Annotated in this window: 19 protein-coding genes and 1 tRNA gene; 15 read left to right on the forward strand and 5 right to left on the reverse strand. The window is 49.5% G+C overall.

Features of this window, described 5'->3' with window-relative positions; all coding sequences use genetic code 11:
- Positions 1–7 precede the first annotated feature (7 nt).
- The 3 genes from QFX30_RS04410 (at position 8) to QFX30_RS04420 (ending at position 1953) form a co-directional block, all read left to right on the forward strand.
- A complete protein-coding gene (locus QFX30_RS04410) occupies positions 8–937 on the forward strand; it encodes a DUF2121 family protein (protein ID WP_300488759.1) in 930 nt (309 codons plus the stop codon).
- Positions 938–1030: 93 nt separating this feature from the next.
- On the forward strand, positions 1031–1801 hold the full coding sequence (locus QFX30_RS04415; protein WP_367186129.1) for an MBL fold metallo-hydrolase: 771 nt from the start codon (positions 1031–1033) through the stop codon (positions 1799–1801).
- Positions 1802–1880: 79 nt separating this feature from the next.
- A tRNA-Thr gene (locus QFX30_RS04420) sits at positions 1881–1953 on the forward strand.
- Here QFX30_RS04420 and QFX30_RS04425 read toward each other — a convergent pair.
- From QFX30_RS04425 to QFX30_RS04435, 3 genes are read right to left on the reverse strand one after another with little or no spacing between them, the layout of a single operon-like run.
- Entirely contained in the window at positions 1935–3152 is a 1218-nt protein-coding gene (locus QFX30_RS04425; protein WP_300488762.1) for a threonine/serine exporter family protein, read from the reverse strand. The genes QFX30_RS04420 and QFX30_RS04425 overlap by 19 nt on opposite strands.
- Positions 3149–4255 carry a chorismate synthase gene (gene aroC, locus QFX30_RS04430; protein WP_300488765.1) on the reverse strand — a complete coding sequence of 369 codons (1107 nt, stop codon included), beginning with the start codon at positions 4253–4255 and terminating at the stop codon, positions 3149–3151. Before aroC ends, QFX30_RS04425 begins: the two co-directional genes overlap by 4 nt.
- A 34-nt stretch (positions 4256–4289) precedes the next feature.
- Complete coding sequence (locus tag QFX30_RS04435) at positions 4290–4952, reverse strand: TIGR00266 family protein (protein WP_300488769.1); 663 nt, start codon at positions 4950–4952, stop codon at positions 4290–4292.
- A 243-nt stretch (positions 4953–5195) separates the two neighbouring features.
- Between QFX30_RS04435 and QFX30_RS04440 the strand changes: the two genes are divergently transcribed.
- The 5 genes from QFX30_RS04440 (at position 5196) to QFX30_RS04460 (ending at position 10261) form a co-directional block, all read left to right on the forward strand.
- Positions 5196–5882 carry an endonuclease III domain-containing protein gene (locus QFX30_RS04440; RefSeq protein WP_300488772.1) on the forward strand — a complete coding sequence of 229 codons (687 nt, stop codon included), beginning with the start codon at positions 5196–5198 and terminating at the stop codon, positions 5880–5882.
- Positions 5875–6693, forward strand: a complete 819-nt coding sequence (locus QFX30_RS04445) for a 4Fe-4S dicluster domain-containing protein (RefSeq protein ID WP_300488775.1) — start codon at positions 5875–5877, stop codon at positions 6691–6693. Before QFX30_RS04440 ends, QFX30_RS04445 begins: the two co-directional genes overlap by 8 nt.
- A gap of 114 nt (positions 6694–6807) precedes the next feature.
- Entirely contained in the window at positions 6808–7776 is a 969-nt protein-coding gene (hemB, locus tag QFX30_RS04450; protein ID WP_300488777.1) for a porphobilinogen synthase, read from the forward strand.
- Positions 7776–8693 carry a triphosphoribosyl-dephospho-CoA synthase gene (locus QFX30_RS04455; RefSeq protein ID WP_300488780.1) on the forward strand — a complete coding sequence of 306 codons (918 nt, stop codon included), beginning with the start codon at positions 7776–7778 and terminating at the stop codon, positions 8691–8693. The genes hemB and QFX30_RS04455 overlap by 1 nt, the downstream gene beginning before the upstream one ends.
- A 35-nt stretch (positions 8694–8728) precedes the next feature.
- The gene (locus tag QFX30_RS04460) at positions 8729–10261 is read left to right on the forward strand and encodes a phenylalanine--tRNA ligase subunit alpha (protein WP_300488783.1); all 1533 of its coding nucleotides are present in this window, start codon (positions 8729–8731) and stop codon (positions 10259–10261) included.
- 24 nt (positions 10262–10285) lie between these two features.
- On the opposite strand, the gene QFX30_RS04465 is transcribed toward QFX30_RS04460, so the two are convergent.
- Together QFX30_RS04465 and QFX30_RS04470 are read right to left on the reverse strand one after the other, a co-directional pair.
- Positions 10286–10771, reverse strand: coding sequence for a hypothetical protein (locus tag QFX30_RS04465; RefSeq protein WP_300488786.1), 486 nt, complete (start codon positions 10769–10771; stop codon positions 10286–10288).
- 51 nt (positions 10772–10822) lie between these two features.
- Complete coding sequence (locus QFX30_RS04470; RefSeq protein WP_300488789.1) at positions 10823–11227, reverse strand: CBS domain-containing protein; 405 nt, start codon at positions 11225–11227, stop codon at positions 10823–10825.
- A 278-nt stretch (positions 11228–11505) separates the two neighbouring features.
- Between QFX30_RS04470 and nikR the strand changes: the two genes are divergently transcribed.
- From nikR to QFX30_RS04505, 7 genes are all read left to right on the forward strand, one after another.
- Positions 11506–11928, forward strand: coding sequence for a nickel-responsive transcriptional regulator NikR (gene nikR / locus QFX30_RS04475; protein WP_013295950.1), 423 nt, complete (start codon positions 11506–11508; stop codon positions 11926–11928).
- Between the two features lie 11 nt (positions 11929–11939).
- Entirely contained in the window at positions 11940–12689 is a 750-nt protein-coding gene (locus tag QFX30_RS04480) for a methyltransferase domain-containing protein (protein WP_300488791.1), read from the forward strand.
- Complete coding sequence (hycI, locus tag QFX30_RS04485) at positions 12655–13185, forward strand: hydrogenase maturation peptidase HycI (RefSeq protein ID WP_300488795.1); 531 nt, start codon at positions 12655–12657, stop codon at positions 13183–13185. Before QFX30_RS04480 ends, hycI begins: the two co-directional genes overlap by 35 nt.
- Positions 13186–13272: 87 nt before the next feature.
- Positions 13273–14349, forward strand: coding sequence for an acetyl-CoA carboxylase biotin carboxylase subunit family protein (locus tag QFX30_RS04490; protein WP_300488798.1), 1077 nt, complete (start codon positions 13273–13275; stop codon positions 14347–14349).
- Positions 14346–15404 (forward strand): glycosyltransferase family 4 protein, encoded by a 1059-nt coding sequence (locus QFX30_RS04495; RefSeq protein ID WP_300488800.1) that lies wholly within the window; start codon positions 14346–14348, stop codon positions 15402–15404. The genes QFX30_RS04490 and QFX30_RS04495 overlap by 4 nt, the downstream gene beginning before the upstream one ends.
- Before the next feature lie 78 nt (positions 15405–15482).
- Positions 15483–16892: a Mur ligase family protein gene (locus tag QFX30_RS04500; RefSeq protein ID WP_300488803.1), complete on the forward strand. Its 1410-nt coding sequence runs from the start codon at positions 15483–15485 to the stop codon at positions 16890–16892.
- Positions 16893–17024: 132 nt separating this feature from the next.
- On the forward strand, positions 17025–17462 hold the full coding sequence (locus QFX30_RS04505) for a hypothetical protein (RefSeq protein ID WP_300488806.1): 438 nt from the start codon (positions 17025–17027) through the stop codon (positions 17460–17462).
- Positions 17463–17464 lie beyond the last annotated feature (2 nt).

A 17464-nucleotide genomic window follows, 5' to 3' on the forward strand; every position in this document is an offset into this window, starting at 1 on the left:
ATCCACAATGAGTCTCATCATAACATACATAAGTACCAGGGGATGCGTGATAGCAGGAGACAAACGCAGAATAGCCTACTTTGGGGATAAATCAAAGAGGGAGAAGCTTGAAGAGGAACTATACAGTGGGAAGATAAAGAGTGACGAGGAACTCCACAAGAGGGCGTCGGAGCTTGGTGTCAGTATAAAGGTCACAGATGACACTGCCAAGGTGAGAAGCCTGGGGGATGTGGTTGTTGGTGAGATAAGCCAGAAAACCCCATTCGAGACAAAGAGGAGAAGGATATACGCAACAACAGGGGCCTATCAGATAGTAGATCTCACAGGCTCGAGGATAACCAGCATGGAGAAGGGTGAAACTGCGATAATCGTCTTCGGAAATAAGGTGGCCAAGGAGCTGACAAACAGGTTCCTTAAGAAGAAGTGGAAGACAAGGACGACCCTCAAGGAGGTTGAAAACCTTTTCAGGGAACTCATGGATTACGTTTCATCCAGAACCCCCTCAGTTGGCAGTAAATATGATATCTTCATGAAGAGCCCCTCACTGGATAAAAAAAGCGCACATAAGCTTCTCAGAGATACTATAGTAAGAGACGTCCGACTACTCCAGAAGTGGAGGGCTAAACTTAAACAGGAGATGCTTGATCACAGAGAGAAGATGAAACTGGCGTCCAGAATACTCACTGAGGGGGAGGTTGGCCGTGTGGTCAGTCAGGAAGGCAACCATGTTGAGGTAAAACTCTCAGATGGTGTCGAGGCCTATGACACCCGATGGAAACGTGTTGCAGGCCCCGGTGAGAATGTTCTAATGAGGCTCTCAGAAGATGTTGCGGTGTCTGCAGGTGAGAGGGTCGCTGTTAGGAACGAGAACCTCTGCGTGGACGGAAGGGACATAAAACTTGAGTGCGACGTCATAATCTGTCGCACTGAGGAATAGACTTTAGGAAACTCGTCAGGGGGAATAGATTTTTATAATCTCCCCCCATTACATAGAATAGGTGATATAAAATGAGGCTAACATTTCTGGGGAGTGGTGGCGGACGATTTCGCCACCATAACACAGAAGAGGATGACCGGTGGACTCAGAATTGATGGAATCGGTGGAATGAACATCCATGTGGATCCCGGACCGGGTGCCCTTGTGAGATCCTACCAGTTTGATGCTGACCCTAGAAAACTGGATGCAGTCATGGTCTCACATTCACACACGGACCATTACACCGACGCCGAGGTACTCATAGAGGCGATGACCAGGGGGATGACCCGCCAGAATGGGACTGTTGTGGGTAGTGTGAGTGTCATAGATGGCTACAGGGAGTGGGGCCCCTGCATATCAGACTATCACAAGAGAAAATCTCGCTGCCTGACACTATCCCCCGGCGAGACCGTGGAGGTAGGGGAGATTGAGGTGACAGGTACAGGGACAGTACATGGAGACCCCACAGGGGTGGGATTCAAACTCAGGAGAGATGATGTTACATTATCCTACACATCGGATACAGAATACTTTGATGGGCTCTCAGAATACCACAGGGATGCTGATGTTCTCATAGCAAGCGTCATAAGGCCCGGGAATGACCATATAAGGGGTCACATGTGCACCGATGATTTCATAAAACTTGTTGAGGAGGTTGAACCGGGACTTGCGGTGATGAGCCACCTTGGAATGAAGATGATACTCAATGACCCTGAAATGGAGGCATTCAGGGTTCAGGAGACCACGGGGATCCGTACACTGGCAGCGAGGGATGGGATGAAAATCGAACTGGATGAGAGCGGCATTTTCAATGTGATCCACTGATTTTACCTGAGATGGTGCTGAAAGGTGAGGACCTGGAGCACCAAAATTTATATAATAAAAATGCATTAATTCTTGACATGCCCCGGTAGCTTAGGTGGGAGAGCGCGGGATTCGTAATCCCGAGGTCGCGGGTTCAATCCCCGCTCGGGGCTCTTATTTTCTCATGGAATGGTTCGGTCAGAAGGGCTCCAACCAGGAGTCCGAGGGCTATTGCAATCACTGTCATTGAAAAGAGTGTTATTTCTGCAATGGATGTCAGGTAGTTCTTCCCGAGGAGATTGGCAAGTCCTATAAACCCTATTGACCCAGGTGCAAGGAACCAGAAGGCGGGGTAGAGCGTGACAAAGTGGGGGGTTTTACCGGACATCTCAATGGCCCTCGCCGCCAGTGTCATGGAGAGGGCGCCCAGAAATGCCCCAAGAAGCCCTCCTCCAAGGGTGTTTCCAAGCTGCTGGCCAACAAGTGCCGTGTAGAGCACAAGGAGTATCCAGGGGAAATCGCTTCTGTAAACCGATAGGAAGAGGTATATTCCAGCCGCAAAGAGCACAGCGCCAATGTAGGGACTGTAACTAAGTGTTGAAATTTTGATTGCCGCGAATTCCTCCTCTGGGAATCCATTGATCTGCATACCCATCAGAACACCGAATACAAGGAGCAGAAGGAGTATACAGCCGTATATCACCCTGCTGGACCCTGATACCAGTTCACCGCTTGCAAGTTCATATATGCCCGTTGTGAGGGTGACCCCCGGGATGAAGTATATGAGTGGGGGTACAATGAGGGTGAGGTTACCTGTCACTGCCCCCGCTCTTATCAGAAAGAATGCAACACCTGAAACCGTGAATGAGGAGAGGACAGGCATGATAAGGGATAGCCTCCTGTTACCATAGCCCAGCACTATCAGCGCACCTGATATCATGCTCAGAAGGGAGGAATAGACCACAAGGTTCAGATCAGGCTGTATCAGGAAGGCTATACCCACCGAGAGGAGCAGGTACCCGAGGAACATTCCGTAGCGTCCGAACCTGTGGGGTCCACCCACTATTTCCCTGAGTTTATCAAGTGCGTCGCTGATTTCGGTCCAGCCTGACCTGACATCGTCGATGAGCCTGTAAATCTTTGTAACCTGATGGAGTGGCATCACACCGGGGGACTGGGCTGCAAGGCTCATCCTTGATGTCTCCCCACCAGCCTTGATTATCAGCATGGTTGGGAGAACCGAAACCTCAACCTCCACATTCTGTGACTCTGCAACGCCCCTTAAAATCCTTTCAGTCTCTGAAACAGAGTTCCCTGAGGCTATAAGTGCCCTGCTGAGCTCCTCAAGGAATTCAACCAGTTTATCCGTCATTTTTTCTGCTTGCTTATATTTGTGGGGTGGATGAAACCGGCCCTTATCATGTGGTCGGCGAGGACCATCGCGACTGCGGCCTCGGCGACCGGCACAACCCTTGGGCATATGCAGGGGTCGTGCCTTCCATGGATCTCAATCCCTGTCTCCTCCATCCTCTCAAGGTCGACGCTTCTCTGGGGCAGCGATATTGAGGGTGTGGGCTTCACAGCTATCCGTGCAGTTATAGGCATGCCACTGGATATACCCCCGAGTATACCCCCTGAGGTGTTGGTGGTTGTCCTGATTTCACCGCCAGAGATGTAGAACTCGTCGTTTATTTCACTGGCATGGTGCTCTGCAACCTCAAATCCCATTCCAATCTCCACACCCTTCACAGCCCCGATACCCATGAGTGCGGCTGCAATGTCAGCGTCAAGTTTACTGAAGACAGGGTCTCCGAGTCCTGCTGGCACTCCCAGCGCCACAACCTCAACGACTCCACCAACAGAGTCACCCTTTTCCTTAGCATCAAGGATGGCTTTCTCCATCAATCTGGCCGCAGCGGGATCAGCGCATCTAACAGGGTTTCTCTCTGCGTACTCCCCTATCAGTTTCAGGTTTACCTGGTCTGCCTTGATGTCACCCACCTGTACCACGTGTGCATTAACCATGATACCATGGGTTCCGATGAGTTTTTTTGCAACCGCCCCACCAATCACGTGTCCAATGGTTACCCTTCCACTTCCACGGCCACCTCCACGGTGGTCATAGTGGCCAAACCTGGCCCTCCAGGTGTAGTCGCCATGGCCGGGTCTTGGCACCCACTTGAGGTTACTGTAACTTGCAGAATCAACGTCAAGGTTCCTGACAATTCCTGCTATGGGGGTCCCGTCTGTTTTACCCTCGAATATCCCTGAAAGTATTTCAACCCTGTCCATTTCACCCCTGGGAGTGGTTAAGCTGCTCGTGCCGGGTCTTCTCCTGTCTAGTTCCCTCTGGATGTCCTCTTCACTCAGTTCAAGGCCTGCGGGGCAGCCATCGATAACAGCCCCAACTGCAGGTCCATGGCTGGACCCGAAGGTTGTAACCCTGAATACTTCGCCAGTACTGTTCCCAGCCACTGAATCACCACCATGGAGTTATGAATTCATCAACCTAATCCCTTGAGGGGAGCATGGGTATTAACCATCCAACGAAGCTATCAACACTTCTTGTCTGCATGTAAACGGTTCCTGTACCTTCAAATTCAGCTACAAGTCCCTCTCCACTGAGAAATGTGCTTTTAAGTCCCCCGATCTTTCTCACATGGAAGTCAAGGCCCTCTGTGAAGGCTACGATGTGGCCTGTGTCCACCACGAACCTCTCATTCACAAGTTCCCTGTGGTATATTGCCCCGAAACTTGAGAGGAATATGGGTCCAGAGGCCCTCAGTTTAAGCAGGAAGAGGCCTTCACTTCCGAAGAATGTTTTGAAACCCCCAAATTTTGTATCTATCTCCACATCTTCTGAAGCCGCCATGAATGAGCCGCTCTGAGCATAAACTGTCTCACGGGTTTCAATGACCTCAACATCCCCAGGGTATGATGGCGCAAGCTGTATCTCACCCCTCCCCTGGGAACGGAAGGTGTTGAGGAAGACACTTTCCCCCCCAAGCATGGATCTCTTAACAGCCCCCAGAAGACCCCCTGTTTCGGTCTGGATCTCTATGTTGGAGCTCATACTCACCATTGCACCGGTCTCTGCCTTTATGGCTTCACCGCTTTCAAGCTGGATATTGGCCATACTGTAACTTGGTCTGTGTATAATTTCATATTTCATGCAGTTATCTGTGTAGTTTTTAATTAATAAACTGATCAGCCGACTCGATGTGTGCAGATTTTTCAGAAAATTGGTGAACTGATTTCCTAAGTCAATGTGTTTGTGGATCTAAAGAACCTGAAGAGCATGCAGGGGTGTTGCAGCATGTTATTCAGGTACCTTGAGTAGGCTGCGACACATCCACATGCTATCAGTGCATGTAACCTAAACCTTTAACTGTGGTCCCTATACTTATCCCTATACATGAAGGTGCTCAGGGATATCTACAGTGTGCTCATGGAACTCTATGGCCCCCAGGGGTGGTGGCCCCTCCTTGATAGGGATACCCTCAAACTCAGGTACCACCCTGGCGACTACACCCTGCCATCATCTGAGACTGAGATCTTTGAGGTGATGGCAGGGGCAATACTCACCCAGAACACCTCATGGGACGCTGCCGCAGCCGCACTACGCAACCTGGCATCACTGAATATCCTTGAACCTGAGGGTATACTAGCAGCTGATGATGATGAACTTGAGGGCGCCCTCAGATGTGCCGGCTTCTACAGACAGAAGACATCATACTTGAGAGAGATTTCAGAGTTCTTCATATCCCTCGAGGGCGCCACACCCTCCAGGAAGGAACTCCTGGGGGTAAGGGGCGTTGGATATGAGACAGCAGACTCCATCCTCCTCTATGGATACAGAAAACCTGAATTCGTGGTTGATGCATACACAAGGAGGATGTTATCCCATAATGGCATTATAGGGGGAGATGAGGGCTATTCGGCGATAAAGGAGATCTTTGAAGAAAACCTTGAACCTGATTTCAGGGTCTTCCAGGAGTACCATGCCCTCATTGTAAGGCACGGAAAACTGTATTACCGGGGGCGGGTTCATGGTGAGGGGGATCCCCTCCCACAGAGACTCTATGGTGATTCAGGTGATTGATTTCACTGATCTGAGTATTGCAATAATAAAAAGGACATTTCACAGGAGATTTGAACTTGCCAGGATCACTGAAAAGTCAGATACCTTCAGGAAAATTGTTAAGAGATTGTTTTTTGAGGGGGACGATATACAGGTCATACCCAGGGACGCATCGGTTGAGTTAAACAGGAGTTTCCAGCCACCAGAGAACACTGCACTGCCATCAGATGTTCTGAGGAGGATGATACTTCGCTCAAAGCACATATTCAGGATGGACTTCTGCATATGCAGGGTTTCCTCGGGATGCAGTGACTACCCCCACGATCTTGGCTGTCTCTTCCTGGGTCCAGGGGCACTCAGGATATCAGATAAGGTCGGGAGCCTCATATCAAAAGAGGAGGCCCTTGAACACATTGAAAGGTGCAGGGAGGCGGGCCTGGTCCACATAATAGGTAGAAACAGGATAGACTCTGTCTGGCTCAATTCAGGTCCACATGATGAATTACTTTCTGTCTGCAACTGCTGTGAATGCTGCTGTCTCTGGAGGATGACACCCTTTCTTTCTGAGGACATAGCGTCGTCCATAACACCAATGGAGGGTGTCAGTATCGTAAGGGACGCTGAAAGGTGTGTTCTTTGCGGGTGCTGTGAGGAGGCATGTTTTACAGGAGCCATCAGTGAAGGAGGAGCAAACCATGATACCGGGAGGTGCCTCATATGCGGGAGATGCGCTGAGAGGTGCCCAAAGGATGCCCTGAAAATAGTTATGGATCCTGATGCTGTTGATAAGGCGGTAAGGAGGGTTGAGGTCCTGGTGGAGGTGGAATCATGATTTCAGTGAAACATCCTTCAGAAGTAGAGCATCAGGGCGTTATGTTTTTTAGAGGTGAAAATGTAATAAATACTATCCTGTTCAATCCTTTAATAGTTACCTGTGAGTGATATTATGGAGTTTCCCACAAAAAGGATGCGAAGATTGCGGAAGAGTCCACAGATACGTGACATTCTCCGAGAAACACGGTTGCACTCATCAGACCTCATCTACCCCATTTTTGTGAGTGAAAAACTTGAGGGGGGTGAACCTGAGGCCATAGACACAATGCCTGGACAGTACAGATACTCTGTGGATGATGCGGTCTCTGAGGCATCCAGACTTGAGGATGAGGGGCTTTCAGCTGTCCTTTTATTTGGCATGCCATCTACCAAGGACGAGCTCGCCTCATCGGCATATGACCCGGATGGCGCTGTGCAGAGGACCGTGAGGAGGCTGAAGGAGGAGACTCAACTAGTTGTCATGACAGATGTCTGCCTCTGCCAGTACACAACCCACGGCCACTGCGGCATCGTCGTGGAGGGGGAGGTGGTCAATGATGAGACCCTTGATGTCCTTTCAAGGATAGCCCTCTCCCATGCAGAGGCCGGTGCAGATGTGGTTGCCCCCTCAGATATGATGGATGGGCGTGTCGCGACTATAAGGAGGGCCCTGGATGATGCAGGATTCAGTGACACACTGATAATGTCCTATGCCGTCAAGTATGCATCCGCATTCTACGCACCATTTCGTGACGCGGTCTCCTCAGCCCCAGCATTCGGTGACCGCAGATCATATCAGATGGACCCTGCAAATGTCAGCGAGGCCCTCATGGAAGCGGAACTTGACCTTGAGGAGGGTGCAGATATACTCATGGTAAAACCCGCCCTGGCATACCTGGATGTGATAAGGGTGGTGAAGGACAGATTCAGGGTCCCCCTTGCAGCCTACAATGTGAGTGGAGAGTATTCAATGCTAAGGGCGGCCATAGATAGCGGATACCTTACTGAAGAGGCGATATATGAATCTATTCTGTCAATAAAACGTGCAGGGGCTGACCTTATAATTTCACACTTCGCACCGGAACTTCTGGGGGTGATCTAGTGGACCCCCTCTATGTTTCAAGGATAGCCCAGATAGCATCTTTACTGGAAGTTAGCGGCTATCCGAAACCTGGTAACGTCCACAGAACCCGCGACTTTGATGACATGGTCTATGAGGACTTCCTGGTGAGCGGAATAGTTATCGGGGATACCATGCATCTAGCCGCTAGAAGGGGTTTAGAGCTGAGGGATAGCCTTGATCTCTCAGCCATTGGACTGGGGGAACTCATACTGAGGGCTGTGGAGGATACCGGAAAATGGGTCTCAACCAACACAAACCTGGGTATAGTCATGCTCCTTACACCACTCTCTGCGGCCGCGGGAATGGTTGATGAAGGGGATCTGCAGGGGTTAAGGGAACAGGTGAACAGGTTAATACTTCAGACAACACCTGAAGATGCTGTTAATCTCTACAGAGCTATTTCTACGGCGAAGCCAGGGGGTATGGGTGAACATGAAAGCCTCGATGTCAATGACCCCGAATCAGAGCAGAGGATACTTGATGAGAAAATCACACTCTTCGATACACTGAAGATGTCCTCTGACTGGGACCTAATCGCAAGGGAGCTCACATCGGGTATGCCAGTAACCTTCAATGTGGGGTTCCCTGTATTCAAGGCGACGGTCAGGGAACATGGCATGAACCGGGCTGTTGTCCAGACATTTCTCACAATACTTGCAAGGTTCCCGGACACCCTCATAGCAAGGAAGTATGATGAAAAAATAGCCGAGGAGGTTTCAGAGGAGGCTGCTGAGATTGTTGACAGGGGAGGTGTGCTCACAGAGGCCGGACTTAAACGTGTTGAAAGGTTTGACAGGAAACTCCACAGCAGCGGTTTAAACCCTGGCACAACAGCGGATCTTACAGCTTCATCCATAATGGTGGGGCTCCTTGATTATTATTCAGAACACAGATGAAAAAACTGGATTGAGCAGTTTATGGAGGAATCGATATGGATCCTGATAGGGTAATCGATCAGCTTCACATTTACGAGAAAAAGGTCCTGAAGACATTTGAGGATTCAGATAAACCCCTTAAACCAGAGGAGATAGCGGAGTCGCAGAATATGGATATCAAATCCGTGATGAGTGCAGCGGGCGCACTTGAATCAAGGGGGTTTGTGAGGGTCATCAAGGAGGTAGAGGAAGTAGTATCACTCACAGATGACGGGAAGGTTTATGCAACCCAGGGCCTTCCAGAGAGGAGGGTCATCGATATCATCTCTGGGGAGGGAGAACTTGAAATACCCGAACTCTCCAGAAGGGCCGGCCTTGATAAGGCTGAATCAGGGATCGCCATAGGCTGGCTTGTGAGAAAGGGATGGGCAAGGATATCTGATGGGAAGGTTTCAGCCACCCAGGAGAAACCCCCAGAGGCTGGAGATGACGAAAAACTCCTTAAAATGCTCCTTGATAAAGGGTCTATAAGGACCGCGGAACTTCCTGAACACCTGAAGGGTGCCCTTAAGGACCTTGCAGGGAGAAAGGGCATAGTTGATATTAAAAAGGTAAGGAAGCACAGGATTGAACTCACACCTGAGGGCAGAAAGCTCATTGAGAGGGGTGTGGAGATCGCTGAGGAGGCCACCCAGCTCACCCACGAGCACCTGAAGACTGGTTCCTGGAGGAAGCTTCACTACAGGGGTTACAATATTGATGCAGAGTACCCTGTGGTTTATCCCGGTAAGATGCATCCACTGAGGCGAATAATTGATGAAATAAGACTCATATTCCTTAAACTGGGGTTTACAGAGTCAAGGGGCCCACTTCTTGAATCAGCATTCTGGAACTTTGACTGCCTCTTCCAGCCCCAGGACCACGCTGCAAGGGAGATGCAGGACACATTCTATGTTAAAAATCCCCCAGTAACCGAACTCCCGGATGAGGATCTTGTGAGGGCAGTGCAGAGTGCCCATGAAACAGGGGGCTCCACCGGATCAGAGGGATGGCAGTATGAATGGGACAGGGACGTTGCAATGCAGAGCGTCCTCAGGACCCACACAACCTGTGTATCCGCCAGGTTCCTTAGGGAGAATGAACCACCCCTCAAGATGTTCTCTGTTGGCAGGGTTTTCAGGAGGGAGACCATAACCTACAAGCACCTGCCTGAATTCCACCAGGTTGAGGGTATCGTCGCAGGTGAGGAGGTTAACTTCAGAAACCTTCTTGGTATACTGCGGGAGTTTTACAGGAAACTGGGATTTGAGGTAAGGTTCAGGCCGGCCTACTTCCCCTACACCTACCTCTCAACAGAATGTGAGATCTACCTCCCTGAGAAGAAGAGCTGGATAGAACTTGGAGGGGCGGGTATGTTCAGGCCAGAGGTCCTCGAACCGCTGGGTGTTGAGACCCCTGTGGCTGCCTTTGGTCTGGGTATCGAGAGGCTTGCAATGATACGATTCGATATAAATGATATAAGGATGCTCTACCAGAGTGACCTTGGCTGGCTCAGGGGTCTCCCTGTAACGGATGATCTGAAACTCTAGACCTGCAGGGGATTAAGTGATGGTTCAGCTGCTGGTCATATCATGTGGGGCTGAGGGGCGGTAATATTCACCGTCATCCAGCACCACCATTTCTATGAGTTTTTTATTTTCAAGTGAAAGGAGTACGTTGTACATGCTCCTTGTGCTGAGCCCCAGGGGACCATAGAGGAGGTGGCCCTCAAGGAGGTAACGGGGAACGGGTCCTCCGCCTCCGAGTTCCTTAATGGTCCTCAGGGTTTCCTCCTCTATATGGTTCAGCTCCGCTTCCCTGACTTCCTCCTGATTTTCCATTACCTGGACATCTTCATCAGGGTTCTCAGCAGATATCCTTCCGTTTTCTCTTGATATAAGTCCTTTTTTCTCAAGGCTTGCTGCTATGTCATGGTATTCGTGTTCAGGGAGGTCAAGGTTCCTCTTAAGCATCTCCTCGGATACAGGGGCGTTGAGATCAAGCTGCATGTACCGTATTTCCCTGTAGACCATGTTCTCCTTTCTTGTTATAATCTTCAAAGGTTACCCCCTCTGTAAGAATGATCAGACCACTTCTGCTGTAACTCTGAATCAGGAGGGTACCAGTATCTCCGCTGCAACCAGCCGGCAGATATCTGTTTTTGTTATTACCCCCACAGGTTTATTGTCATCCAGCACAAGGAGGCCTGAAATATCGGCCCTCAGCATGAGGTTGGCGGCGTCCTCTATGTTGTCGTCGGCTGAGATGGTTATCACCTCATCCACCATGATGTCCCTCACCTTGAGGTCCCTCTCAGGGTGCTCGCTGTCGGGTTTTATTGACCCAAGGACACCTATGAGGTCTGTGTAGGATACAACGCCAACGGGGTTATCTTCCTCGTCAAGCACAAAGAGTCTTCTCACACCATGTTTGTACATCTTTTCAAAGGCTTCAAGGGGCCGTGTCTCGGGGCTCACCGTTATTATCTCGGGGTTCATTGCTTCTTTAACTTTCATTATAATCCCTCAAAAAATTCCACTGACATTTATTATGAAGGGGCATCTTTTTATGTTTTGTTGTTCCATTATTACTGTCAGAGGCAGGGTACCATGCGTCACATGGAGCTGACGACACACCGGGTTCCCTTGCCGATGTCTTTAAATATTCAGCTTAATTATTAATGTAACAACTGATTGTTCCATACAAACAATACTGCATCCCAAAAAAAGTTTAAATACGACTTTAGATTAATACTATCATAAATTCATATAAAATTACTTGTGGGGTAATAGCTATGATGAGAATAAGCATGTCTCTACCAAAAAAGCTACTGAATGAGTTTGATGAAGTTTTAAGGGACCGGGGTTACCAGTCAAGATCCAAGGGTATAAGGGATGCCCTCAAGGACTACATTGTTAGGTACCAGTGGATGAATGAGATGGAAGGAGAGCGAATCGGTATAATTGCGGTTATATACGACCACCACTACACTGGTGTCATGGAGGACCTTGCAGACATCCAGCACGACTACCGTGAATACATCAATGCGGTTATGCATGTGCACATGACAGAGAAGCACTGCCTTGAGGTGATCGTTGTCAAGGGTGACGTTTCAAAGATTCGGGAGCTCACAGAGAAGATGATGAGGCTCAAGGGTGTTGAACACGTAAGGCTCACGAGCACATCAACAGAACAGAAAGTGGAGCATGAACACTAGGCAAGGATCAGATGAAATTCAGGGTCACAGCGTATCACCAGCACCTCCTGCGGGACCATGAACGCCTTTCAGCATTTTATGAGGCGATAGCCTCCACTGCGCAGGGGCTCACATATGACCTTGGAGCTGGCAGCGGCATTCTCTCATTCTTTGCATCAGAATACGCAGATCATGTTATTGCAATTGAAAGGGACCCCAGAATAGCGGCATGTGCATGGGAAAATCTCTCTGGCCTTGAGAATGTCACGGTTGTAAATGAGGATGCCCTGGAATATGAATTCACTGAGAGGGCAGATACAATCATCTGTGAAATGCTTGACACAGCACTAATAGATGAGGAGCAGGTTCCTGTTTTGAGGAGGGCCCTCAGATTTCTTAAGAATGGAGGGAGCGTCATACCCTCCGCGGTTATAAATGCGGTTGAGCCTGTTATAATGAAAGGTTGGAGCATATCATATGACGAAAACATCACAGCCCCCTCATCAGGTCCTCTACATGTCTATGATAGGGTTGATTTCAGGGGGAGAATACCTGAAAAGTTCAGAGGAACCCTGAAACTTATGGCATCAAACTCCTTCAATGCCATAAGAATAACCTCCTTCACAGTCCCTGCAGAGAATATAATCTGTGGCCCAACACCCATGATGAACCCCCCGCTCCTCATACCATTGGGTGATACCCTTGAGGAGGGTGATTTCAGGGTTAAGGTCTCATACACAATGGGCGGTGGTCTTGATTCAGTTAAGGCAGAGCTTAAGTGACTTCCTGGAGGGCTGCACCAGGCTCCTTGTACTTACAGTTGGAAATGAACTGAGGTCCGACGATGGATTCGGACCATACCTTGCATCAATCATATCAGGGAATGTTACTGAAAGGGGCCATCTACTCATAAATGCAGGCACAGTCCCTGAAAACTTCACAGGAAGGATAAGGTCAGAGAAGCCCAGCCACATTATCATAGTGGATGCGGTGGAGATGGGTGAAGAGCCAGGGACCATCATGCTGATTGATAGAGAAAGGATATCAGATTACAGCATCTCCACCCACGCAATGCCCCTTTCATTCCTGGTGAGGTACCTTGAGGGTCAGGTTGACTGCAGAATAATCCTGATAGGGGTTCAGCCAGAAAACCTTGAATTTGGCATGGAACTATCTGCAAGGGTCAGGAAGGCCGCATATGAACTCAAAGATTTACTCCTCTCGGCAATCGATGAGACATCCTGTGAGAAGAGCCCCTCTAATTTAAATCAGATCTAGATCATAGCCTCCCAACTTAAAGGGTATTAAATTATTTATAATAGCTTCCCAAACAGTAAACCAGTTCTTGATTTTTTAAGTGATAACATGAGGATCCTATTCATTGGCTCAAGACTATTCAATGACGTTGCAGACTACGCCTCATCAAGGGGAGTTACCACCATACTCTCAGAGTCAAATCCAGAGGCACCCAACCTTGAACTCGCAGACTCCTGCTTCATAGTGCCCCGTGGCATGGATGCACCCCTGGAAATTGCACTCAGGGAGGATGTCGACGCGGTTGTACCCCTCATAGGTGTCGACGGTCCCCTCAGAGACGTTGCCAGGCTTAAGACGGAACTTGAGGAGAGTTATGGGATTCCAGTTGTTGCTTCTGGCGAAGGGGCGGCAGAGATCTCCACTGATAAACTCAAAACCAAGGAATTCTTCATGAAAAACGGTATAAAAACCCCAGCCTATGCTATTATAGAGACTTCACATGAAGTAAAGGGGTTCCCCACTGTCCTTAAACAGAGAGAAGGGCAGGGGGGATCAAACATAAAGGTTGCATCTTCATATACTGATGTGGAGGAATACCTCGGCTCCCATGAATCTGCAATCATGGAGGAATACATACAGGGAGTTGAGATCTCAGTGGAGGTCCTCCGCTGGGATGGACAAACATTCCCCCTTGTGGCTGTGGACAAGGGCCCCACAAGTACGGAGGGAATCCACCCACTGGGGAAGGTGAAGAGGGCCCCAGCAGTCATTGAGGGGTTCAGTGGAGATGAAGCCCTTAAAATGGCCTCCAGGATAACAGAACTCCTTGGAGCCGAGGGAAACACGGACGTTGACATGATACTCTCCGAGGAGGGCATCCTCTATGCTATAGAGGTCAACACAAGGCCCAGTGGAACAAGGTACATCTCCGAGGCCGCCACAGGAATAAATCCAATGCACAGCCTTGTGGACATGGCAATGGGGGACTGGAATCCCAATAAATTTAAAAGGGAGAATTACAATGCGGTGGAGATACCCCTGGGCAATCCAGGGAATATCGAATCCCTAATGCCTGAGGGGGTAAAGTGGTTGCTGCACGGGCCTCAGAATCATATGAGACTCACAGCAAGAGCTGAGAATAGGGAGAAACTTGATCTGATCATGAAGAGACTGAGGGTGATATGATGGAGATTGGGTTAACAGCATTCATTATAAGTGCCGCCGCGTCAGCGGCCTTCACACTCTTTATAAGGAACGTTCTAAGAAGTGCGGGTATCGGGGACAGACCAATAGTTACAGAGCACAGCCACAAGGCAGGGACACCCACAATGGGGGGCCTTGGCATGCTCCTTGCAGTGCTTCTTGTAACCATCATCTACCGCAACAACCCCTACCTTGTCCTCACAGCACTCATAATCCTCACAGCGGCCATTGTGGGACTCCTCGACGACCTGATTGGACTTAAGGTTAAGGAGGTCCAGAGGATAATCAGAAACGTATCTGACGGTCCCCTTGAGGTTGGTCAGCTGGTGCTGAAACCAGGGGAGGAGGCAAGGGCAGCCACAGATAAGGCAAAAAGGGATGTGGAGGAACTCCTTGAGAGGGGACTTGTTGAGGTGGTGGGTGAGGCACCCATAAAGAGCGAGGTGAGCGAGGGTGAGAAGATACTCGCCCAGCTCATGATAGGGGTATTCCTTGTTATTGGTGGCGCGGTCACCAGACTTGGAGGATTCAATCTGGGTCTTGCAGCGGCACCCATTGTTATCGGGGGGATGGTGGGCGCCATCAACGCGGTCAACCTTATCGATGGTATGGATGGGATGGCCTCAGGGATAATGTTCATAGCCTCCCTATCATGTGCACTGCTCCTGGGATTATCTGCAGCAGCTCTTCCATTCGTGGTCCTTGCAGGGATCTCCGCAGGTTTTCTTGTATTCAACAGGCACCCGGCCAGCATATTCATGGGGGACACAGGTTCATTTGCCCTTGGAGCAGGATATGCAACGGCTGTGATGCTCACAGATACAGTGTACTTCGGTGTTCTCGCCATAGCTGTTCCCGTTGTCTCAGTTATAATCAGCCTCCTTCACCGTGCAGGGGTCATCAGACTACCCGTGGAGCCACTACACCACACACTCCACTACCGTGGAATGTCCGAGAGGAGGATCGTGCTGCTCTACTGGCTGATAACCGCGGCTGTCTGCGGCTTTGGACTCTACCTAAGCGGGTTCAAATTCTGATGGTGGATGGTATGGATATCGTGGAGCTCTCAACATCACCGTCACTGCCATCAGAAACTTCAGAGGATGGTGGATAAGATGGACATCGAGGAAATCGCAGAGAGGGTTTCAGGAAAACTCATGGGAAGTGGAGGGGAGTTCAGGGGTAAATTCACAACCCTGGGGGCTGCAGAGGAAGGTGACATTGTTATAAGGCACTGGATCGACGATAGGGGTATTCAGATTGCCTCAGAAAGGGGTGTTGCAGCCATAATAACCCAGGATTTGAGGTCCGATACCTCAAAGCGGGATGTCCCAATTGTCCTTGTTGATCGGATTGAAATCGCAAATGCCCTTGCACTTTCATGGACCATAAACCGGTTTGCCTCGTCCTCCCGGAGGATAGCTGTAACCGGAACCAACGGGAAATCAACCACCACCCACATGATCAACCACATCATAACCACAGCCGGCAGGTCATCCTACACAAATACAGATTCAAGGTCAGAGTTCAACACACTCATCGACCCCGTCGTTGCACAGCAGATAGCAGAGGCTGCCAGTAAGGAGCAGCTGGAATTCATGGTCATCGAGGTTTCAGAGGTTCAGGGCTGGCTTGGAAGGGTTATGGTGGACCACGCCCACATCATGACCTCAGCCATCCAGCCAGAAATGGTTGTCATAACCAACGTTGCAATGGACCACATAGGACTCGTTGAATCTGTGGATGACGTCTTCAGGGAGGTTTCAGGAGCCCTCAGGGCAGTTAATTCAGGGGTTGCTGTACTGAACTCTGATGATGAGAGGGTCAGGGCAATGGCAGATGTTAACCCCCTCCTCAGGACGGTCTTCTATGGATCCCAGGGAACTGTAAGGTACAGTGGGGATGGTATCTACTGTGGAGATGATCTTGTAATTCAGACAGATGAACTCCCATTCACCGGTGAACACTTCATACAGAACACCCTTGCAGCGGTCACAGCAGCACTGGAACTGGGCTTCTCATATGAGGATGTGAGGATTGGTGTTAAAACTTACAGGCCACTTAAGAGGAGATTCACTCTTCTCATGGATAATCCCAGGGTCATTGACGATTTCGCCCACAACCCAGACGGTATAAGGGCAACAGTTAAAAGCGCAGCCTCTGGCCTCAAGGGGAGACTGTGGGTTGTGAATGCCATAAGGGGATCCAGGGGGGAGGACATCAACATCATGAATGCAGAGGCCCTGGCAGACTCAGTTAAGGGTCTTGATGTTGAACTGGTGATAACATCAAGTAGCGACCTTGTTGATGAGCAGAACAGGGTCCTTGAAAACGAGAGGAGGGTCTTTCTAGGTGTTCTTGATGAGAATGGGATAGGGTATACCCATATCGAAAATCTGAGGGACGCACTCAGAAAAGTTCTGGAAAGTGCGAAGCCCAATGATACTGTTCTTCTGCTGGGTGCCCAGGGAATGGATCCTGCATCGGAGGTTATAGAGGATTTAACTCGAAAAATCCTGAATTAACTGTTTAGGGTTCAGGATATTTTTATCAGTATACCAATCCAGCACAATTTCCTGCTGCCCAATCTTTATAAACCTTGAGCCGAGAATTAATATTCAGTAACTGTAATAAACTGCAGTTTAAGGTGAAGTGTAATGCTCATAAAGATCAGAAGGGACACGCTAGTGATACTCCTCCTCGCATTCATACTCATCCTATCGGGGCGCGTGATGACCTACCTTGCCTATGCCTCCTCAATGGAGGATACGGGGGGGGTTCCAATAGCGGGTGTCATAGTGAAGGGTAACGACATAGTTCCAATCTCATCAATAAAGGCCAACGTGTATGCTGCCGGATTCAGACCAGGGAGCTACATAAAGGGGGATATACTCGTAACATCCAGGAGGAAGGTTCCCCTGAGTGAGGCAATAGAAAACGCAGAGAAATTTGTTAAGAGGACAACAATTCCAGGTACACGTGTCACACCAATAGCGGCTGCAGACGTGAAGGTGGACACCAGAACTGGTATAGTGACGGTTAATGTCATAGAGGACTTTTCGACCGTTAAGATCACCAACAGAACAGGAGGGTAACC

It is taken from the genome of Methanothermobacter sp., from assembly GCF_030055435.1.
Taxonomy (GTDB): domain Archaea; phylum Methanobacteriota; class Methanobacteria; order Methanobacteriales; family Methanothermobacteraceae; genus Methanothermobacter.